The sequence below is a fragment of the Pontixanthobacter aestiaquae genome (genome assembly GCF_009827455.1).
In the GTDB taxonomy this organism is placed as follows: domain Bacteria; phylum Pseudomonadota; class Alphaproteobacteria; order Sphingomonadales; family Sphingomonadaceae; genus Pontixanthobacter; species Pontixanthobacter aestiaquae.
Window position 1 is genome coordinate 2,397,991 of record NZ_WTYZ01000001.1, and the last position, 19,577, is coordinate 2,417,567.

General features: G+C 56.6%; 19 protein-coding genes. 7 read left to right on the plus strand and 12 right to left on the minus strand.

Annotated features, from left to right (window positions below; genetic code table 11):
* Positions 1-444: 444 nt before the first annotated feature.
* Positions 445-1,119, minus strand: coding sequence for a PilZ domain-containing protein (locus tag GRI35_RS11485; RefSeq protein WP_160614286.1), 675 nt, complete (start codon positions 1,117-1,119; stop codon positions 445-447).
* Between the two features lie 414 nt (positions 1,120-1,533).
* Here GRI35_RS11485 and GRI35_RS11490 point away from each other — a divergent pair, with 414 nt between their 5' ends.
* Complete coding sequence (locus tag GRI35_RS11490) at positions 1,534-3,216, plus strand: hypothetical protein (RefSeq protein WP_160614287.1); 1,683 nt, start codon at positions 1,534-1,536, stop codon at positions 3,214-3,216.
* 20 nt (positions 3,217-3,236) lie between these two features.
* Here the strand turns inward: GRI35_RS11490 and GRI35_RS11495 are convergent, their stop codons facing one another.
* On the minus strand, positions 3,237-4,739 hold the full coding sequence (locus tag GRI35_RS11495) for a SulP family inorganic anion transporter (protein WP_160614288.1): 1,503 nt from the start codon (positions 4,737-4,739) through the stop codon (positions 3,237-3,239).
* Positions 4,740-4,919: 180 nt separating this feature from the next.
* Here GRI35_RS11495 and GRI35_RS11500 point away from each other — a divergent pair, with 180 nt between their 5' ends.
* Positions 4,920-6,689 carry a DUF885 domain-containing protein gene (locus GRI35_RS11500; RefSeq protein WP_160614289.1) on the plus strand — a complete coding sequence of 590 codons (1,770 nt, stop codon included), beginning with the start codon at positions 4,920-4,922 and terminating at the stop codon, positions 6,687-6,689.
* A 119-nt stretch (positions 6,690-6,808) separates the two neighbouring features.
* Positions 6,809-7,237, plus strand: coding sequence for a DUF6628 family protein (locus GRI35_RS11505; RefSeq protein WP_328598439.1), 429 nt, complete (start codon positions 6,809-6,811; stop codon positions 7,235-7,237).
* On the opposite strand, the gene GRI35_RS11510 is transcribed toward GRI35_RS11505, so the two are convergent.
* From GRI35_RS11510 to GRI35_RS11520, 3 genes are read right to left on the minus strand one after another with little or no spacing between them, the layout of a single operon-like run.
* Positions 7,238-7,855, minus strand: a complete 618-nt coding sequence (locus GRI35_RS11510; protein WP_235900206.1) for a 2-hydroxychromene-2-carboxylate isomerase — start codon at positions 7,853-7,855, stop codon at positions 7,238-7,240.
* A 7-nt stretch (positions 7,856-7,862) separates the two neighbouring features.
* Positions 7,863-9,080: a trans-sulfuration enzyme family protein gene (locus tag GRI35_RS11515; protein WP_160614291.1), complete on the minus strand. Its 1,218-nt coding sequence runs from the start codon at positions 9,078-9,080 to the stop codon at positions 7,863-7,865.
* Positions 9,081-9,125: 45 nt separating this feature from the next.
* Positions 9,126-9,683, minus strand: coding sequence for a TetR/AcrR family transcriptional regulator (locus GRI35_RS11520; protein WP_235900207.1), 558 nt, complete (start codon positions 9,681-9,683; stop codon positions 9,126-9,128).
* Between the two features lie 72 nt (positions 9,684-9,755).
* On the opposite strand from GRI35_RS11520, the gene GRI35_RS11525 reads away from it, so the two are divergent.
* Both GRI35_RS11525 and GRI35_RS11530 read left to right on the plus strand, forming a co-directional pair.
* Positions 9,756-10,169: a hypothetical protein gene (locus tag GRI35_RS11525; protein ID WP_202390554.1), complete on the plus strand. Its 414-nt coding sequence runs from the start codon at positions 9,756-9,758 to the stop codon at positions 10,167-10,169.
* Between the two features lie 394 nt (positions 10,170-10,563).
* Positions 10,564-11,838 (plus strand): phospholipid carrier-dependent glycosyltransferase, encoded by a 1,275-nt coding sequence (locus GRI35_RS11530; RefSeq protein ID WP_160614292.1) that lies wholly within the window; start codon positions 10,564-10,566, stop codon positions 11,836-11,838.
* Positions 11,839-11,840: 2 nt separating this feature from the next.
* On the opposite strand, the gene GRI35_RS11535 is transcribed toward GRI35_RS11530, so the two are convergent.
* From GRI35_RS11535 to GRI35_RS11565, 7 genes are all read right to left on the minus strand, one after another.
* On the minus strand, positions 11,841-12,482 hold the full coding sequence (locus GRI35_RS11535; RefSeq protein ID WP_328598440.1) for a DUF2238 domain-containing protein: 642 nt from the start codon (positions 12,480-12,482) through the stop codon (positions 11,841-11,843).
* Positions 12,467-13,558, minus strand: a complete 1,092-nt coding sequence (locus GRI35_RS11540; protein WP_290258289.1) for a glycosyltransferase family 2 protein — start codon at positions 13,556-13,558, stop codon at positions 12,467-12,469. Before GRI35_RS11540 ends, GRI35_RS11535 begins: the two co-directional genes overlap by 16 nt.
* A 4-nt stretch (positions 13,559-13,562) precedes the next feature.
* Complete coding sequence (gene leuB / locus GRI35_RS11545) at positions 13,563-14,621, minus strand: 3-isopropylmalate dehydrogenase (protein ID WP_160614295.1); 1,059 nt, start codon at positions 14,619-14,621, stop codon at positions 13,563-13,565.
* Positions 14,622-14,641: 20 nt separating this feature from the next.
* Positions 14,642-15,247, minus strand: coding sequence for a DNA repair protein RecO (recO, locus tag GRI35_RS11550; RefSeq protein WP_160614296.1), 606 nt, complete (start codon positions 15,245-15,247; stop codon positions 14,642-14,644).
* 58 nt (positions 15,248-15,305) lie between these two features.
* Complete coding sequence (locus GRI35_RS11555) at positions 15,306-15,554, minus strand: accessory factor UbiK family protein (RefSeq protein WP_160614297.1); 249 nt, start codon at positions 15,552-15,554, stop codon at positions 15,306-15,308.
* A gap of 282 nt (positions 15,555-15,836) precedes the next feature.
* Positions 15,837-16,388, minus strand: a complete 552-nt coding sequence (locus tag GRI35_RS11560) for a TspO/MBR family protein (RefSeq protein WP_160614298.1) — start codon at positions 16,386-16,388, stop codon at positions 15,837-15,839.
* 105 nt (positions 16,389-16,493) lie between these two features.
* Complete coding sequence (locus GRI35_RS11565) at positions 16,494-17,246, minus strand: TlyA family RNA methyltransferase (protein WP_160614299.1); 753 nt, start codon at positions 17,244-17,246, stop codon at positions 16,494-16,496.
* Between the two features lie 151 nt (positions 17,247-17,397).
* On the opposite strand from GRI35_RS11565, the gene GRI35_RS11570 reads away from it, so the two are divergent.
* Both GRI35_RS11570 and GRI35_RS11575 read left to right on the plus strand, forming a co-directional pair.
* A complete protein-coding gene (locus GRI35_RS11570; protein ID WP_160614300.1) occupies positions 17,398-17,877 on the plus strand; it encodes a hypothetical protein in 480 nt (159 codons plus the stop codon).
* 602 nt (positions 17,878-18,479) lie between these two features.
* Complete coding sequence (locus GRI35_RS11575) at positions 18,480-19,556, plus strand: branched-chain amino acid aminotransferase (protein ID WP_160614301.1); 1,077 nt, start codon at positions 18,480-18,482, stop codon at positions 19,554-19,556.
* Positions 19,557-19,577 lie beyond the last annotated feature (21 nt).

Genomic DNA, 19,577 nt, shown 5'->3' on the forward strand with positions numbered 1-19,577 from the left:
CGGGAGAGTTTGTGTCACTGGGATTTGCTTTCGCTGGAAAGACCAGCAGCGCGGCGCATTGCTGTGGATTGAGAGAAAGGTACAATCCGGTCATACTTCCCGTGGGTGAGCTAGACCGGCTTTGTCAGCCGTTCGATCTGCTGCACCGGCGATACATCGTCGAAGCTACATCCGGGATAGCCACCGACAATCTTGTCGTTCCAGTCCCCGCGGCTTCGCCGGAGAAGTTTTTCACGCGGTTGATCCCGGTCGGTGCATCGATATTATCGTCTTTTTCTGGCGGAGCTAGCCGATCGGACGGATTGTGTTCAGCCAAGAATGCCAAATCCTACAACTAAAACGCGATGCAACCTAATTCGGAAGGTCAGCCAGAATATACTTACTTTCCCTTGAGGTAGAGAACATTCGAGGAGCTAGACAAGCGCGTCCGCGGTTTGCGTTCAGCTACGCATCCCATGTTGCGCCGATTGGAACGGTTGCGCTGGCGTGCCATGCACTACCGATTTCGAGAACCCCAGCAGGTGTCAAATCTTCACGAAACGACGCCTCCACCATCCGTCCCTTCTTTCGAGTAACAGTGACCGACATTGCGGGGAATGCGGCCCCTTCGATACGAACCATTGTCCCTTCAAGGATATCGTCGACTCCGAGCAAGCAAAGCCCTTTGTAAGACATATTCGCGACAACGCATTTGGTTTTGGCGTCTCCACGCGAAACTTCGACTTCGATTGCGCAAGGAATGCGCACTGGAGGGGTCGGTACTGATCGGGCATATTGGTAATATGGTTCGATATGACGGACGCCCATGCGGTCTCCGTCAATCCATGTAACAATTGCGACTATGGGTGCTGTGTTTTCCCATTGATATCTAACTTCCTGACCAATACGTGCGCGCATTTTCGATTGAATTTGCGCACCTCCGACTGAAATGTTGCGGATCACACCAATCCCGGCAGAATTGCCGACCTGCAAACAACATAGCCGGTACATATCGATAAGACGCGTCTGTCTGCGCCGCTCGCCGCGAACAACGGGTGCAACCCTGAAGTCGGACACCGAGCATGCTACGCTGACAGGCGGAGCCATTTCACAAGGCTGATCGATTCGTTGAGTTAGCATCTGATAGCTTTCGACAGTCCCACTTAGGATATTGGAAAAAAGTGGGAAGTTCCATCGAATGACCGGCTAGGAGATTGGTCATCCGCTGGAACTTCCCGCGATGAGAATGACAAGGCAGCAGGGCTAGGAGTGTCTGCAGGCTTGTCCTCAATTGTGCCGTTCGGGTAACGGCAATTGCGATTGTCGGAACGCTCGGACCAATGATCTTGGGAAAGTAACCAACTGACCCAAGCGATTAAGCGATCTCTCAACTGCCCAATAAAAATGAGACAAACTTGACCCAAAATTAAGTTCCGCACCGCTAATGACACGTTTCAAACGTTACATATTGAATCCCAAGCGCCGGAAAGGTACGTTACATCCCTAAAGGGCAATTTGGTTAACCGATCTTAACACAGTTAAGGAGAGGTAGCGATGCAAGAGTCCGATACGAATATCGACCAGTTAGCAGTCGCGCTGCGAACCGAGGTGGATTCTATTTTGTTGGATCCGCTGTTTGTGCGGGCACCCATACAGTCGAAGCTACTCGTTTATCTGTGCAAACAGGCAGTAGAGGGCGATCACGACCTTACCCAATACGCAATCGCCGTTGACGGGCTGGGTAAGCCGGACGACTACGATCTGCACAACGATAGCTATCCACGCGTCCAAGTCTCCCGTCTAAGGGCAAATCTGGCAAGTTATTACAGCCGCAATGAACCGGTCGGTGATCATTGCGTTTATATTCGGCAAGGTGATTACCGGTTGCGGATGGGCAGCCGAAAAAATGCCTATCCCGATACCCTTAGATCGCAACGTGCTGTTCCGGAAATAGCTGATTCGATAGAACAGCCGGTCCTGCCGAAGACAAGTTACAATGACTCGGGTCAGAAAAAAGCGATCAGCGATAGAACAACTTTCTTTGCCAACCGGCACTTCCTTGTGTTCGGGGCTGGCGCGATAATGTTGGCGGCGGTGGCGGCGGTATTTGGGACACAATTCCAATCAGCTGATGCCATGGCCCCGCCCTCAATCGAATTGGAAGTTACCGGAGCGGAAGATTTCAACGAAACTATTGGCTCCACAAGCCTTGGGGACAGCGTGAAACGAGTCGCACGCCAACAGCTCAATCAGTCTTTCGTTTCCAACCTAATTAGCAGGCAAAATTCTGAAGAGGCACAGCGAGATTATCTGGTATCCATTGATCTGGGACCAGGTATCTCCACTCCAAACGCAGAGATCACACTTCGAACGAACACTGACTCAGTCCTATATAGCGAGGTCGTCCCGTACACCGGTGATGCAGACGCTTTTCTGCGCGAACTATCGGCCAATCTGGTGCATTTGACTGCCCCTAACGGAGTGATCGCAAGCTCTGAAATTTCGCAAGTCAGTGGCAAACCCCGGACTCCATATCATTGTTTCATCAGTATCGAAGCGAACAGGGCGCGCGGACCTGAAATGGTAAAAATGCTCGATTCCTGTATCAAACGCTTTCCAGACGATCGCTTCGCAGCGTTCTGGTACGCTCGAAAAGCGTATGGTGCGTATCAGAAAGACATCGCGGCGGGACTACCTGTCACTCGTGCTGCCAATGGCTGGCAGTTTGTAACCAAAGCTCTGGAAATCGATCAGTACAACGCTTTTGCAAACTTTGTTGCGGCAAAAGTCAGCGCTGCCGAAGGGTCCTGTGACGAGTCTCGTATTTTCATTGAACGAGCAAAGGAACGCGGCACGAGCTATCCTACCCTGATTGCCGCTGCTGAGTCTGAGGCTAGTGGTTGCCAGGCGGTCAATTCGGCAGACATCGATGACGAGCATAGCCAGATCGAAGTGCTCATCGAGCAAAATCCTGCGCCAGACGCGCTGCTTCACAATTATATGATGTATTCCGCTCTTTCGATTAAAAGGCCCGATCTCGCTAAGCTCGTAGCCGGTCGACTGGTGATCGAGAACCCAGAAGGCGCTGTTGAGAGAGCTTCGGATCTTATGCGGAAATCCATAGAAGATCCGGACTATTTCCGCAAAAACAAAGAATCCGTCCGATCAGCCGTTTCGCTATTCGTCTGGAACGCGCGCGCGCTCGACACAATATTCTCGGAGTTGGAAAAGACTTAAACGATGCGCCCTTGCTCGGACTAGTGCGGAGCCAGTCCTATCTCCAGGCCTGTCCGGTCTTCCAACGCATATTTGTCGAACAGATCCGCGCTGGCAGTGTTCAAACCGACAATCCGCGTGTGGCGGCCATTGCGGCGCATACGGTCGACAACTTTGTCCAATGCTTCAATCGCCGAGATATCCCAGAAATGTGCCGTCGAAACGTCGATCACGACATGGTGCGCAGCGTCTTCATATTTGCTTTCCGGACCCAGCGCGGCGATGAAACGGTCGACAGACGCAAAGAAGATTTGACCGGTCACCTTGTAAACCGCGCTATGCTCGCGCCGGATACGTTCGACACTGAACATCGTGCGGACTTTGCCAGCGAAGAAGATACCCGACAGCAGCACGCCGACAAGAACACCCATCGCAAGGTCATGCGTCCACACAACGACAACCACCGTCGCCAGCATCACAAAGGATGATGTCGGCGGGTGCCGCTTGAGATTGGCAATCGAATTCCAGCTGAAGGTACCGATCGATACCATGATCATAACAGCGACCAGTGCCGGCATCGGCACGCTGCCGACATAGGGACCAAGCACAGTCAGCAGGAACAACAAAAACGCGCCTGCCGTAAAGGTCGATAGCCGCCCGCGGCCTCCCGACGCGACGTTGATCACCGATTGGCCAATCATTGCGCAGCCGCCCATCCCGCCGAAGAATGCAGCGACGATATTGGAGAGGCCCTGTCCGGCGCTTTCCTGCTGCTTGTTGCTGTCGGTATGCGTCATGTCATCGACAATCTGCGCGGTGAGCAGGCTCTCCAGCAAACCGACCGCAGCCATGGTCAGCGAATATGGCAGGATAATCATAAAGGTGTCCCATGTGAACGGGACGTTGGGCAGTGCAAATGTCGGCAAGCCATCGGGCAGTTTGCCCTCGCCCGCAACATTATTGACCGGCAGATTCCAGAACACTGCGACTGCTGTCAGCAGGACGATTGCGACCAGCGGGCTTGGAACGATTTTCGTAATACGCGGGAAGCCATAGATAATCGCGAGACCCGCCGCGACCATCGCATAGGTCTCCCAGCCGACATTAGTGAGTTGCGGGATCTGCGCGAGGAAAATCAGGATCGCCAGTGCATTGACGAAGCCGGTGATTACCGAGCGCGAGACGAACTGCATCAACAGGTCGAGCCGCAGCAGCGCCGCAATGCCCTGGATAATCCCCATCAGAATGGTCGCGGCGAAGAGATAATCGACGCCGTAATCCTTCACCAGCGGGATCACTACGACCGCCACCGCAGCAGTTGCCGCAGAGATCATACCGGGACGCCCGCCAACGAGCGCTATCACCATGGCAATCGCTACCGAAGCATAAAGGCCGACGCTGGGGTCAACACCGGCGATCAGCGAGAAGCCTATCGCCTCCGGGATCAGCGCGAGAGCAACCACGATACCGGCCAGAATATCCGCGCGGACATTGCCAAACCAATCGCGTTTCATAGTGGCAGCAAAAGTGCTGTCAGCAGCCATAGTATTTTTCCAAATTTGTATGAAGCACGCGTCATGCGCGCACGGTGGTCGCCGCGCGCCTAGAGGTTTATGCTGCAATGCACAACAGGGCAGCGGACTAAGGGCCGAATGATGGGGACGTATTCAGCAGTTTGACTTGCCCGCGCGCCGCTTTACACCCTCGCGCATAAAGGAGAATTCATGCTCAAACATTCGCTTTCGGTCGCGTTTACTCTTGCTCTCATCGCCGCCGCCCCGGCCGCATTGGCACAAACCGTAGTGTGGCAGTCAAAGCCCGCGGCTGCAGATGCAAGCGCAGATGAACAGCTGAAAGCGCTGTATGACGACTACTCACGGTGGCAACAAAATGAGCGCGGCGAGGCTCTGCCCAAGGTTGCGCCCGCAGATTACGAGCGGCGGACCGCAATATTAAAGCGGTTTTTGAGGAATCTGGATGCCATTCCGGCGAGCGATCTCGCCCCGGATGAAACAGTAAATGCGGCTGTCTTGCGCAGCGTGCTGACCGAACAGATCGAAGATGCGCGCTTCCGCGAATGGGAAATGCCGTTCAACAGTGACTCAAGTTTCTGGAGCTATCTGGCCCCGGCCAGCGGCTTCCAGACGATTGAACAATATGAGAATTACCTAACTCGGATTCAGGAAATACCCGGATATTTTGATCAACATATCGCCAATGCACGCGCCGGATTGGAGCGCGGTTTTTCGGTACCCCAAGTGACGCTCGATGGCCGCGATGCCTCGCTACTTCCCTATGCGAGCGTCACGGTCGAAGACAATCCGTTCTGGGTTCCGATCGCACAGATGCCTGCGAGTTTCTCTGACGAGGACCGCGAGAAAGTAACCGCGAAAGCACGCGACGTGATTTCCGGGGCAATCGCACCGGCCTATAGCAACCTCCTCACATTCCTGCGTGATGAATATCTGCCCAACGCCCGCGAAACACTGGCGGCGCACGATTTTCCCGATGGCGAAGCCTATTATGCCCAGCAGATTCGCCAGTACACGACGCTGAATCTGACTGCGGACGAAATCCACGCCATCGGCCTCAGAGAAGTTGCCCGGATCGAAGCCGCAATGCGCGACATCATGGCGAAGGTCGGGTTTGAAGGCAGTATTGCAGAGTTCAATGAAAGCCTGCGCACCGACCCGCAATTTATCGCCGAAACGCCTGACGAACTGATGGGCGTCGCGTCCTACGTCGCCAAGCGCGTCGACGGCGAATTGGGCAAATATTTCGGGTTCCTGCCGCGCCACCGCTTCTCGATCCGCCCGGTCGCGCCCGACATTGCGCCGTTCTATACCGCCGGACGAGGCGGTTACGAATATTGCCAGATGAACACTTATGATCTGCCATCGCGCCCGCTCTACAACATCCCTGCGCTAACGTTGCACGAATGCGCTCCGGGTCACTCTTTCCAGGCCGCATTCCAGCGAGAGCAAGGTGAAACGGCAGAGTTCCGCCGCAGCATTTACTTCAGCGGGATGGGCGAAGGATGGGGGCTGTATGTCGAATATCTCGGTGAGGAAATGGGCATCTACCGCACGCCCTATGAAAAGTTTGGACGGCTATCTTACGAAATGTGGCGCGCCGCGCGGTTGGTGATTGATACGGGTATTCACTCGCAGGGCTGGGGCCGTGACAGGGCCTTGGCCTATCTCGGCGACCGGACCGCATTGTCACGCCACGAAGTCGCGACAGAGATCGACCGTTACATCAGTTGGCCGGGCCAAGCGCTCTCTTACAAACTTGGGGAAATGCAGATCCGCCGATTGCGCGCAGAGGCAGAGGAGAAGCTCGGCGGTGATTTCGATATCCGCAAGTTCCACGACATCATTCTGGCGCTCGGTTCAGTACCCTTGCCGGTTCTGGAAGAGCGCATCCAGCGATTCATTGCCGATGGCGGACAGGGACTACCCGATGTCATCTATGATCGATTGCAACCGAACTAGCCAGCCGCGCCTGCCCGATGCAACGACTGACGCGAACCATTCTAGAATACGCAACATTTCTTGTTGCGACTAATTATCATTAGCGATAGATTTGGTGCTTCCAATCGAGAGGAGTCGCCATGAACAACCCCGAGCCGTCCGCCACGCCAGTCCTCTTACCTATGCCGGCTGCGTACACGGATCGAACAATGCTGGTGATGTTACGCAGAATGGGAGGGCATGGATTGCGCGACGCGAAGGCTTCGTGGATCGGCCTCAACCACTTCGGGCAGAGCTTCCGTCAGCCGCTGGTGCTGCTCCGCTGTTTTGTGGCGGAAATTGCACAGGCATCGCAGCGCAGCATCATGCTCGCCAATTGTTGCGCCCCGCGTATGACCGAAGATGAGGGGCTGATGCTGGAAACATTGGCTTTGTGTGGCCGCAACCCCGAGCGGGCGAAGCGCAATCTGGCGCGGCTTACCGATGGCGGCTCCACCATCCGCCCCTTCTCGGTCGCGCGCGCGCTCAATATTGCGCTAGAAAATATGGGGCGCCCGTTGGAGGGTTGATCAGCCCTGCGCGAGCAAATCGTCGATCTGGCCGAGACGTTCTTTGCCGAAGAACATCTCGGCCCCCTCACCCGTATCGACATAGAATGTCGGGATGCCAAATGCGCCGCGTTCAACCGCTTTGTCGGTGTTGTCCATCAGAATTTGTTTGACAGAAGGCGCCTGCGTTTTCGCAAGCAAGTTTGCCGCATCGAACCCGGCTTTGGCCAGCACGGGCGCAATCGCCGCAGCGTCAGTCGCATCCACGCCGTCTTCCCAGATCGCAGGCAGCAATGAGTCGAGCAGAGTGATCCGCTCCTCATTCCCAACCGCACACAGCACACGCTGCAAAGTTACCGAGTTGAACGGGAATTTGGGATTCATTTTCCACTTTGTCATGCCGTGCTTGGCGATGAAACGGGTCATCTCCAGCATCGCATATTCGTTCTTACCCTTGACCTCGCCATCGCGAATAAAAGGCGGCGCATTGCCTGTCAGCTTATGCATCCCGGCGAGAAAAACAGGGGTTATTTCAATGCTGGCCTCGTGCTTTGCCGCGATATCCTTGAGCAGATAATAGGCGAAATAGGCGTTGGGACTGACAAAGTCGAAAATGAGTTCGATGGTTTTGGTCATCATATCTTCCCTAAATCCCTGCAGTCTTCAACGCCCCGTCCATATCCTCGATCACATCCTCGATATCCTCCAGGCCGACATTGATACGCAGCATCCCTTCATGAACACCCATTTCGGCGCGGTCTTGTTCGGTTAGACCAGCGTGGGTCGTGCTGGCGGGATGACACATCAGGCTACGGGCGTCGCCGATATTATTGCTGATATCGATCAGCTTGAGCGCATCGAGAATGGCGTGGGCTTGTTTGCGCCCTTCTACCACAAAGCTGAAGATTGGGCCGCAGGCGTCCATCTGCTTTTGCGCGAGGTCGTAACTCGGGTGGCTAGATAGGCCGGGATGGAGCATTGTCCCGCCAGCCGCAGCAATACGTTCTTCCATGAACTGACCAAGTTCGAATGCATTTTCGCTTTGCTTGTGCGCGCGCAGACTGAGCGTTTCGAGCCCTTTGAGAACTACCCACGCATTAAACGGCGCGATGTTGGGACCGGTATTGCGTTGGAAAGGCAGCAGCGTTTCGTTGATGAATTCCTCGCTTCCGCAGACGGCACCGGCGAGTACCCTGCCCTGCCCGTCCATCAGTTTCGTCGCCGAATAGGCCACCACGTCCGCGCCAAATTCCATCGGGCGCTGCAATGCGGGCGAGCAGAACGCATTGTCCACCACAGTCGTAATACCATGAGCGGTCGCCAGCTTGCAGACATAGTCCATATCGACAATGTCGAGCGTCGGATTGGCCGGGCTTTCGAAGAAGAACACTTTGGTATTGGGCCGAATCGCTTTCTCCCACTCCTCATTCACCGCGCTGTCGATCACAGTCGTTTCGATCCCGAAGCGCGGGAGCAAATGATCGACCAGCCAACGACACGATCCGAACGCCGCCCGCGCCGCGACGCAGTGATCGCCCGCTGATAATTGGCACAACAAAGCTGCCGTCATTGCCGCCATACCGCTCGCCTGCGCACGGCATGCCTCCGCGCCTTCCATCAGGGCAATCCGCTCTTCCAGCATTGCCACGGTCGGGTTTTGCAGACGCGAATAGGTCATCCCGTCTTCTTCACCGGCAAACCGCGCAGCAACGGTCGCTGCATCGTTATAGGTGTAGCCGGAGGTAAGGAATAGCGCCTCGCTCGTCTCACCGTGCTCGCTGCGCCAAGTGCCGCCACGCACTGCCTGCGTTGCCGGGCGCCATGTCTGCGTGACCTTGCGATCCATTCCAGTGGTCTTTTTCATAGTGGTCCGGCTGTAGGCGGCACGCTGTGCAGCGGCAAGCGCAAGCTACTCAGGAAATGCCTTCGCAATCGCAAGATCACCTATGTCGCTACGGCCAACCGCATCCAGCATAGACGCGCCCTCGATCACCGCCAACATGTGATGCGCAGTGCCGCCAAGATCATCCAGACCCTCAGGCAGATGCTCTTCCAACCAGCGCAGCATTGTGCCCATTATCCGCCCCGAGCTTGCCGCCCAATCCGGCTCACCGGAGACGCCGCCCGCCACCGATTGCCACCATAACCGCATGAACGGTTTAAACGGGTCACTGCGCGTTGCGGCCATGACCTGATCGATACACGCACGCAGCGATGCCGTCCGCCCCTTGGGAAACGCATCATCCAACGCAGCCGCATAGATATCCGCCAAATGCGATAGCAGCTCATCCATCAATTGTTGCTTCGACCCGAAATGATAGAGCAGCATCCGGTCGCTGGTACCCGCTGCCTTGGCCATCGGGCGCAGGCTCGCATCGGAGAAACCGTGCTGCAACGCATAGGCTGCCAATAGCGGCAGCAGGGTCTCTCGCGACATACGTGTCTTGGGCTGAGGTTTGTGTGCCATGGAAAGCTTGTAGCGGGTGCTACATAACGCTACAAGTGTAGCATCCGCTACACACGACTCGGAGTCTACCCCATGATTGCTTATCAAATCCTCGCTCTTGCCGGTGTTATCATTGTTGTGCCGATCATCGCTTATCTGGCGCTTGCGTCAAAGCTTAAGGAAAGCGCGCTTATCGCTGCTGCGCTTTCGGCAGGTTTTGCTGCATACACTGCGGTCACAATATGGGCGGAAGGCATCATGCCCGTGATTGTCAATCACACCACCAATCTGTGGGGCGTTCAGGTCTGGTACGACTTGCTGATGTCGGTCGGTATAGCACTGCTCTTCGTTGTTCCGCGCGCACGGAAGATGGGCATGAATGTGCCGCTATGGGTGCTGTTTGTCGGCTCCACCGCCAGCATTGGCTTGATGGCCATGGTCGCGCGGTTGTTCTGGCTGGAGCAGGCGAGCACGACAGATCAGACTGGATCCACCGAATTCAGTTAATCGAGGAATTAAACAGTTTCGCCCGTATGCGGGTGCGGCTGCCGATTCTCGCTGACATCGTTTTCGATATCAAAGCGCCGCCAATTGCCGCGTTCGCGAATCATTGGAGTGCGGCAATGCTCGCATTTGGTGCGAAAATTCTGGCCATCATGCCATACACGGTGGCGGTTTATCCGGTGGCCAGAGGCCAGACATAACAAAGACTTGATCACGATTGATTCCCTTTTGGGGCGACCCGTGATGGAGGGATACCTTTTCTCTCTCCCTGCATTGTGCTGTGTTATTGGTGTGATTATAGCACAAATACGCCACGATTTTCAGCAGAGAAATGTTACGCAATGGCGACCGACTATGCAGCTTGCCCGGAATCGAATGCGCCATTAACCAAGCACTGATGGCCCAGACTCCCGAAAATCGCGATGATCCAAGAGTTTGGACATGGCTCATGAGTTTGGCGTTCTTCGCATTATGTCTGATCCGGCTTACAATCCCGTCCGCGCCCTATTTCGATGAAGTGCATTATCTGCCCGCGGCGCGCGAGTTGCTCGCGGGCGGGGAATGGCTGAACCGCGAACATCCGGTGCTTGGCAAAGTCCTTCTGGCGGTGGGTATCGGTTTATTCGGCGACACGCCCTTTGGGTGGCGGATCTTCCCGGCGCTGTTTGGCACGCTCGCCTTATTCGCGCTGATGCGGGCACAGTGGTTCGCCAGCCAGTCGCGTTTCGCCAGCCTTGCATTCGGGATATTGGTGGCGACTGGTTTCATCCTGTTTATCCATGCGCGGATTGCGATGCTGGACGTGTTTATGGTGGCCCTGTTCGCAGTGGCCTTGTGGCAATTTGCAGCCGCGATCAGAGAGCCCGAGACAGGTCGTCGGCGCTTGGCCATAACCGGTTTCGCGCTTGGTCTCGCGATGGGATCGAAATGGAATGTAGCGATCCTTGCGATGCTGCCCGGACTGATGTTCTTCGCCTGCCGATTGACTGCTGGACGCAGGCGATTGCTGACCAGCCAGCGAGGCATTCCAATTCCGGGTATCTCCTTGCTGGAAGCGTTTCTGTGGCTCGGTATTGTGCCGCTGACGGTTTACTGGCTAACCTTTCTGCCCGCCTATTTTGCGACCGAGCGACCGCTCGAATTGGGCGGATTTATCGCGCTGCACCAGACCATTCTCGATCTGCAAAGCTCTGTCAAACAGCCCCATCCCTACCAGAGCCACTGGCCTGATTGGGTGCTGAATCTGCGTGCGATCTGGTATCTGTATGAGCCTGTCGACGGAGCTCAGCGCGGAGTGCTGTTGATCGGGAATCCGCTGACGATGCTGATCGGCCTACCGGCCCTCGCGTGGTGCGCCTTTGCCGGCTTCGCCAGAAAGCGGTGGGACGCTTTGGCTATCGCGACGATGTATGCCGTTAGCCTTGGCATGTGGCTGTTCGCGGACAAGCCGATCCAGTTCTACTACCACTATTTTCTGCCGAGCATCTTTCTGCTCGCGGCACTGGCACTGGCGCTTGATGAGTTCTGGCAACGCGGTGTGAAATGGGTACCGGTCGCAGTGCTTGTCGGCAGTATCGTAATATTCGGGTGGTTTTATCCGATCCTGAGTGCGGCGCAGCTTGAAGGGCCGCAATCGTTCTTGCTTTGGACGTGGCTGGATAGCTGGCGCTAGGTTCAAGTTTTGCGGCGGAAGCGGAAGTACTCGAACAACGCCGCCAGAACTGCACCAACAGCCGCAAGCGCCATATCCTTTTGTGCATCCCACATATCGCCTTGCTGACCGTTATAAGCATCGGCCTGTTCCGGAGCCAAAGTCAGCGTCAGCAACCATTCGAAGATCTCATACAACGCGCTAGTCGCCACAATAAATTCAACCGCAACATATAACGCGCGGCCCGGCGAGACCGACCAGTATCGCACCAGCACCTGCGACAGGGGATGGACCATCAGCACGCCGAAGCCGAAATGGACCAACCGGTCATAATGGTTCCGCTCCCAGCTGAAGATATCGTTCAGTTCGGGGAGGCCGACAGACGCCAACCACACATCATACGGGACGTAGCTATAAATGTAGCGCGCCCCGATTGTATGCAGGACAAGGAATATGCAGATCAACAGGACCGCGCTGTCCGGCATCGGCCATCTGCGCAGCGCCCCTGCCAATACGCCCAGAAAGACCAGCGTCGGCCCACTCTGCAGCGGGGCAGTACTCGGAAAAGGCGTGTCAATTAGGCATAGCAGCACAAAGATTGCGATTCCGATGATGAGCTGTACCTGGAATCGGGGCAGCTTTCCCCGCATCAGAAGCGGCCCCATACAAAACGGCTGGAGAGAGCGTAATTCCACACTGACCCGATGATAATCCCCGCCCCAACTGCGAGGACTGCATGTACGCCGCGCGCTTCAAGCAACGTCGCGACCGCCACATTAGCGAAGGCTCCAACCGCGCAGGTGGCGCAGAAACCCAGCCAGCCCTTCAGGATTGCGCCCGCGCCTTTGAGCCGCTGGTCACGATAGGTAAGCCAATTGTTGAGCCAGAAGTTGAAACTCATCGCGACAAAAGTAGCGATGGCTTGCGCTACTGCAAAGGCAACCATCGCCCCATAAAACGCCGCGCTGAATATCGCGAAATGCACCACGACACCGACTGCGCCGACGGTGCCAAACAAGGCGAAACGGGTGGGGATGACCTTGCCAAACAGGCGCTCGTACAGCCCGACCAGAAACTCAAAGATCACCGCGCGGTCCAGCTTGCTTTGTCCGCATCGGCGCTTGGCAAATTGCAGCGGAAACTCCTTTACCCGGGGTGCCGGTGACGACGTCGCCAGAATATCGAGCAGTATCTTGAAGCCGATCCCCGACAGCTTAGGCGCAAGATCGCGCACGCGCCGCGTTTCGAGAAGGAAATACCCGCTCATTGGGTCGCTCAATTCCACGCCGGTAATTTTGCGCGCCAACCAGTTGGCTAATGTCGAGGCGCGTTCACGCTGCGCGCTCGCTAGACCATCTGCACTCGCTCCATCCGCAAAGCGCGAAGCAACGGCTATATCCGTTTCGCCGCTTTTGACCTCCTCCAACATCTTAGTAAGCAAAGCCGGGTCGTGCTGATGATCGGCATCCATCAGCGCGACATAGGGTGCAGCGGTCGCACACATTCCCTCGATAGCGGCGGAGGCCAAACCACGCCGCCCGATGCGCTGGATTACCCGAATACGCGGGTCACTCTGCGCGAGCGTCCGCGCCTCGTCCGCCGTACCATCGTCGCTGTTGTCATCGACTATAATTGCTTCCCAACTATTTGCGCCCAAAGTGCTTTCGATCCGCGCGACGAGAGGCGCAAGATTGTCGCGCTCATTCAGCGTTGGCAGGATGATTGCAAGTTGCAGAGTCACCGGGTCACAACCGCTCCAACACCGCATCACCAATCGCTGCTGTGCTTAAATCGCCACCCAGGTCCCTGCCGCGTACACCGTCGGCCAGAGCTTTCGCAACGGCAGCTTCGGTTCGGCCAGCTTGATCCTCCATACCGAAAGAGTGCCGCAACATCATCGCAACCGACAAAATCGCAGCCATCGGATTGGCGAGGCCCTGCCCGGCGATATCGGGCGCGCTACCATGGATCGGTTCATAAAGGCCGAACGTACCGAACTTGGTCTGCCGCTCGCCGAGTGAGGCACTCGCCAGCAAGCCGATGGAGCCGACACACATGCTGGCAAGGTCGGACAGAATGTCGCCAAACAAATTTCCCGTCAGAACCACATCGAACTGGCTCGGATCTTTGACCATCTGCATCGCGGCATTGTCTACATACATGTGCGTGAGCTCTACATCAGAATACTCCGCAGCTACCTCGACCACCACATCGCGCCACAACTGGCTGGTCTCGAGAACATTGGCCTTGTCCACGCTGCAAAGTTTGGAACCGCGCTTGCGCGCAGCTTGGAAACCCGAATGCGCGATACGCCGCACTTCGCTTGTCGAATAGGACATCATATCCCACCCTTCGCGCTCGCCATCAGCGGTTTCGCGCACGCCTTTGTCGCCGAAATAGACATCGCCGTTGAGTTCGCGAACAATCAGCATGTCGATAGTGCGCGCAAGTTCAGGGCGTAGGCCGGACATATCTTCCAAGCCTTGAAACACCGTCGCTGGCCGCAAATTGGCAAACAGACCTAGCTTCGATCGTAGGCCCAGCACCGCTTGCTCGGGCCGCAAGTGGCGCTCCAGATTATCGCAGGACGGATCACCCACCGCACCGAACAAAACCGCATCGCTGGCCTTCGCCATATCGAGCGTTTCGGCGGGCAAGGGGTGGCCGTGACGTTGATACGCTATTGCTCCAACATCGCCTTCAACCAAAGTCAGTCCGGGCAGGTTGAGCGCTTCCAATACACGCACTGCCTCACGCGCAACTTCCGCACCAATTCCGTCGCCGGGGAATACCGCAATTTTCATAAGATTAGTGTGTCCACCAATTATGAGCCATCAATCTTCGCCAATCGCTCACGAAGGAGCGTCCGGGCCGACATAACATCGCCATAAGTGCCAGCAAGCAAGTGTTTCTCTATCGGCGTAAACAATCGGTCGAACGCCGCAAGCACCTCGGTGAAACCGGCGAATTCCGGTGGGGGTCCGCCGCCATACCCTAGCTCACGCAGCATCAGTGTTTCGTAACTGACCAAGCCTGTTAGCCAACCGCGCGCGGAAGGCGCACCGCAGATCGCATCAAGTACTGCTTTCAGCGCCGGATAGAGGCTAGGATAGGCATTGCGCTCGGGCAGCACGGAGGCTGTCAAAGCTGTCACCCAACTGATCGCCGCGGCCGGCAAAGGCTCGCCCAACCAAGGCCCGCGGCTTTCCAGCAATTCAACCTTGGCGAACGGAAGCTGATTGTCCGATTTGGACCGTAAATCGACTTCAACCAGATTGCCCGGGATAACCACTGGGCGCAGCTGCCGCCCGCGCCCGCCCGCAACATAACCTGCCACCAGCCCTTCCCGCTCGGTTAGCATCCGTGCGATGACCGCCGTCTCGCCATGCGGGCGAGCAGATACGAGAATTGCAGGGGCACGCAGGTTCATTTCGCTGATGTGTCGAAGGTTATCAGCGCTGACAAGAGCCGCGCAGGGATCGGGAACGCTACTTGGCTAGTTTCGCTTCAAGATCAGCAAGACGCTTTGCAAGTTTTTCGTTTTCTTCCCGGGCTTTGGCAGCCATGTCTTTCACCGCATCGAATTCCTCGCGGCTGACAAAATCCATTCCGCCCATTGCCTCTTTCAAGCGCTCCCGCGCGCTCTCGCGGGCCTCGCGGGTCATGCCTGCAAAAGTACCTGCTGCGCTGTTGGCGAGTTTGACGAAGTCGGAAATGATAGGATTCTGGCTTTGCATGGGAGCTATTTGGGTTTCGCGGGCGGCAATGTCCAGAGTCTTTTGTTTAGCCTCAGGTGCCGGCGCTCACATCCGTTCGCTTAGGCTACCGCGCTAACCGCGCGTCGGGCGGTCGCCCTGTGGCTGCGGCAACCAAGGTTCAGGACGAACACTAATGGCCTAGGAGGGATCGGTCAGCGACCAGTCGATCGCAAGGCCGACCGGCCGCCCGAGCTTATGCGAGGCAGCCAAGGAATGCGGATGCATTCCACCCGGCGACTGAGGGACTAAAAAAATAACTTCCTACAACTCGATCCGCTGCACCGCTTGGGTCTGGTCAACTCCGTCAGCGTCAGGATTAAGTTTGAGAAACTCGTAGTTCAGCAGTGTCGCAAAACATAGCCAACCCAAATAGGGTAGCAACAGCAGCGCCGCCAATTGCCGAACGCGCCAGAACAGGCCCATGACTATCACAGCGCTCACAACCGATGCGCCGAGCACGTAGAGACCAATAGTAATCTGGTAATTACCGAAGAACACCAGCGTCCACGATTGTGCGAGCAGGAAATGCAGGACGAACACAACCAAAGCCGCCACTCTCCCGCGCGCGCCCCATGCCGCGCAAATCAGCGCAACCGCAATGCCAAGCATAATGTACAGAACAGTCCATACGATCCCGAACCATTTCGGCTCTGGAAAAATGTCCGGTTTGATCAGGTTTTGAAACCACAGGCTGTTCGATCCGCCGCCAAATTGCTCCGCAAGAAAGCCCACCAGCAAACAGGCCGGCACGGTGAACAGTGCCCAGCGGAAGAAGCTGGCGCGAAGCTGACCTTGGGAAGCGAGAACGTTCATGAAGACTCCCGGCACGACTTGTCACATGCGATTCGATTTGCGGACATTGGCGGGTGATGCCGCGCGCTGCAATGGGGAGATGCGGGTTGTGCCGTGCTGGGAAGCCTAACTGCCGCGCGCCTGTGTTCTTCGGGCGGAAATCAGAAATTCGACATTTCCTTCCGGCCCGGTGATCGGACTGCGGACGATACCGTCGACATGCCATCCTTCGCTTTCCAGCCAATCGCGCACTTCATCACAGACACGCTGATGGAGAGCTCCGTCGCGGACAACCCCGCCTTTGCCGACTTCTTCGCGGCGCACTTCGAATTGCGGTTTGATCAGAGCAACGAGCTGGCACTCTTTTTCAGCGAGCTTCAGCGGCACTTCGAGCACTTTACGCAAACCGATGAAAGAAGCATCGCACACGACCCAACTATAGGAAAATGTGATCATCTCCGGCGTCAGGATCCGCGCGCTGGTCTGCTCGAGCACGGTCACCCGGTCATCATCGCGCAGCTTCCACGCAAGCTGGTTTGTCCCGCTATCAACCGCGATCACATGCTCAGCGCGACCTTGCAGCAGCACGTCCGTAAAACCGCCGGTCGAGCTACCAACATCCATCGCCGTCACACCGCTGGGGTCGAGGCCGAAATGCTCGATCGCATGCGCCAGCTTGATCCCACCACGGCTGACCCAGGGATGATCGCGCCCGCGCACTTCCAAGGGCGCGTCTTCGGCCAATTGTTGACCCGATTTGGCCAATTTGGTCTCGCCCGAAAACACCAGCCCCGCCATCACCAAAGCCTGCGCCCGGGTGCGGCTTTCGACTAGCCCACGCTCGACAAGCATCTGATCAAGGCGTCTTTTCTTTGGCATAAATTCCATTTTGGCTTGGACCTGCGAAGCGTTAGCGCGCATTGTGACGTTAAGAAACTGCTATCCCGCTGGAGCCCCTGTGAAACTACGCCTTGCCATCTGCACTCTGCCGCTACTTGCCGTAACCTGCTGCAGGTCCGCACCGGATCCGGTGCCGCCACCTGTCCAAACGCCGGTAGTGATGGCCATACCGGATCCCGATCCCACCCCACCGCCGCCTTTGCCCGAACCAATTTACGACAATTGGCTGGATGCACCGCAAACCCCTGGCGATTGGACATATCGTGACGGCAGCGGGCTGAGCTATGCCACATTTTCAGTAGCAGGCAGCGCGGCGCGTTTCGGTATAGAATGCGCAAAATCATCGCGCACAATCAGGCTGGTACGGGGTGCGCGCGCGAACCAGACATTGCCGATGCGCATACGTACTGAAACCGCAGAACGACTGTTAGACGCTGTACCATCGCCGGATGATCGCCCCATGCTCGTCGCAACACTTCCGGCTCGAGACCCATTGCTCGATGCGATAGCGCTGAGCAGAGGCAGGTTTGCCGTAGGCACCGCCGGACGAGAAACCCTTTATCTGCCAGCATGGCCGGAAATTACGCGCGTTATCGAGGATTGCCGGTAGCAGCGTAAACGCCGCTTTTCGGAGCGGGCGATTGTGACGTGGAAAAAGATTAAATCAAGACTTGTGTTGAAGGTCAAAACGACTCACAACGGTAGTCAAGATCAGCGGCGAACGCGGTCTTGGACCTCCCGGTGACCGGCGGGTTCTGGCTTTCAAGCGCGAAAGGAGGTGATCCGATGTCTCATGGTTCAATTAAGGGGTCGGTTAAGTTCCACACGGAAAGTGCTCTAGGCTAACGCCACATAGAGTTTTCGTGGACGGCACTTCCGGCCGTTGACCATGCGAAAGGCGGTACCTCCTACGGGCGAGGGCCGCCTTTCACTTTTGTATGTTTGTTTTGGGCCCTCAGTCGCCGGGCGGAATGCATCCGCATTCCTTGGCTACCTCGCATAAGCTGGGGCGCGCGGACGCGCTTGCGGTCAGCTCGTCGCTGACCGACCCATTCCCAGCCATTTCGTATGTTCTGATCCGGTTAGCGACAAGCGAACCGAAAGGCCGACTGGCAGCCCGCAGGTGCCCCACAGCGAAGCGGAAGGAGCAGTACCGAGGACGCGAGCGCGGACGCGCTTGCGGAAAACAAGGAGAGTCATTATCCGGCGCATATGGAATTCAAGACGCTCCCTCACCCCTCGCCCACCGCTGCCGATGCACGCGATGCGGCACTTGCTGATCCCGGTTTCGGAACGCTGTTTTCCGATCACATGGTGGTGATTGACTATGTGGAAGGCAAAGGCTGGCATAACGCCACCGTAGGGCCGCGCAAAGCGCTGAGCCTCGATCCCGCTTCGTCAGTGCTCCATTACGCACAGGAAATCTTCGAAGGCATGAAAGCCTATCGCCAAGAAGATGGCGGCCTTGCACTTTTCAGGCCCGAAGAAAACGCGCGCCGTTTTAATGACAGCGCAGACCGCATGGCGATGCCGCGCATTCCAGAGGACGTGTTTATCGAAGCTGTGCGGCAATTGGTTGCGGTGGACCGTGACTGGTTCCCCAGCGTCGATGGCGGCTCGCTTTATCTGCGGCCCTTTATGTTCGCGAGCGAGGCTTTCCTCGGTGTTCGTCCAGCGAAAGAATACAAGTTTATCGTCATCGCAAGTCCAGCTGGCAACTATTTCAAATCAGGCGTTCCGGCAGTCAAAATCTGGGTTGCGCAAGATTACGTCCGCGCAGTCAAGGGCGGCACTGGCGCCGCAAAAACCGGCGGTAACTACGCAGCGTCGCTCGTCCCGCAAGCCGAAGCTATTAAAAAGGGCTGCGACCAAGTCGTGTTCCTCGACGCGGTCGAGCGCAAATGGATTGAGGAATTGGGCGGCATGAACCTGTTCTTCGTAATGGAGGATGGCACTGTCATCACTCCGCCGCTCACCGGCACAATCCTGCCCGGCATCACCCGCAACAGCCTGATTCAGTTGCTGCGCGAAGAAGGCCTTAGTGTCCGCGAAGAACTCTACAGCATCGACCAATGGAAAGCGGATGTAGAGAGCGGCAAACTGCTCGAAACCATGGCCTGCGGTACTGCGGCTGTGGTGACGCCGGTCGGCACCGTCGCCAGCCCCGACGGCGAATTCACCATCGGCAGCGGAGGTCCTGGGCAGCTTACAAGCAAGTTGCGCGAACGTCTGGTTGGTATTCAGCGCGGAATTGTGGATGACAGCCATGGCTGGGTGATGCGGCTTTGACTCTGACATTACCGCACCATC

Excerpts from the sequence above, each read along its gene's own strand:
- GRI35_RS11485 (WP_160614286.1), bottom strand. The coding sequence starts at position 1,119 with ATGCTAACTCAACGAATCGATCAGCCTTGTGAAATGGCTCCGCCTGTC.
- GRI35_RS11490 (WP_160614287.1), top strand. The coding sequence starts at position 1,534 with ATGCAAGAGTCCGATACGAATATCGACCAGTTAGCAGTCGCGCTGCGA.
- GRI35_RS11495 (WP_160614288.1), bottom strand. The coding sequence starts at position 4,739 with ATGGCTGCTGACAGCACTTTTGCTGCCACTATGAAACGCGATTGGTTT.
- GRI35_RS11500 (WP_160614289.1), top strand. The coding sequence starts at position 4,920 with ATGCTCAAACATTCGCTTTCGGTCGCGTTTACTCTTGCTCTCATCGCC.
- GRI35_RS11505 (WP_328598439.1), top strand. The coding sequence starts at position 6,809 with ATGAACAACCCCGAGCCGTCCGCCACGCCAGTCCTCTTACCTATGCCG.
- GRI35_RS11510 (WP_235900206.1), bottom strand. The coding sequence starts at position 7,855 with ATGATGACCAAAACCATCGAACTCATTTTCGACTTTGTCAGTCCCAAC.
- GRI35_RS11515 (WP_160614291.1), bottom strand. The coding sequence starts at position 9,080 with ATGAAAAAGACCACTGGAATGGATCGCAAGGTCACGCAGACATGGCGC.
- GRI35_RS11520 (WP_235900207.1), bottom strand. The coding sequence starts at position 9,683 with ATGGCACACAAACCTCAGCCCAAGACACGTATGTCGCGAGAGACCCTG.
- GRI35_RS11525 (WP_202390554.1), top strand. The coding sequence starts at position 9,756 with ATGATTGCTTATCAAATCCTCGCTCTTGCCGGTGTTATCATTGTTGTG.
- GRI35_RS11530 (WP_160614292.1), top strand. The coding sequence starts at position 10,564 with ATGGCCCAGACTCCCGAAAATCGCGATGATCCAAGAGTTTGGACATGG.
- GRI35_RS11535 (WP_328598440.1), bottom strand. The coding sequence starts at position 12,482 with ATGGGGCCGCTTCTGATGCGGGGAAAGCTGCCCCGATTCCAGGTACAG.
- leuB (WP_160614295.1), bottom strand. The coding sequence starts at position 14,621 with ATGAAAATTGCGGTATTCCCCGGCGACGGAATTGGTGCGGAAGTTGCG.
- recO (WP_160614296.1), bottom strand. The coding sequence starts at position 15,247 with ATGAACCTGCGTGCCCCTGCAATTCTCGTATCTGCTCGCCCGCATGGC.
- GRI35_RS11555 (WP_160614297.1), bottom strand. The coding sequence starts at position 15,554 with ATGCAAAGCCAGAATCCTATCATTTCCGACTTCGTCAAACTCGCCAAC.
- GRI35_RS11560 (WP_160614298.1), bottom strand. The coding sequence starts at position 16,388 with ATGAACGTTCTCGCTTCCCAAGGTCAGCTTCGCGCCAGCTTCTTCCGC.
- GRI35_RS11565 (WP_160614299.1), bottom strand. The coding sequence starts at position 17,246 with ATGCCAAAGAAAAGACGCCTTGATCAGATGCTTGTCGAGCGTGGGCTA.
- GRI35_RS11575 (WP_160614301.1), top strand. The coding sequence starts at position 18,480 with ATGGAATTCAAGACGCTCCCTCACCCCTCGCCCACCGCTGCCGATGCA.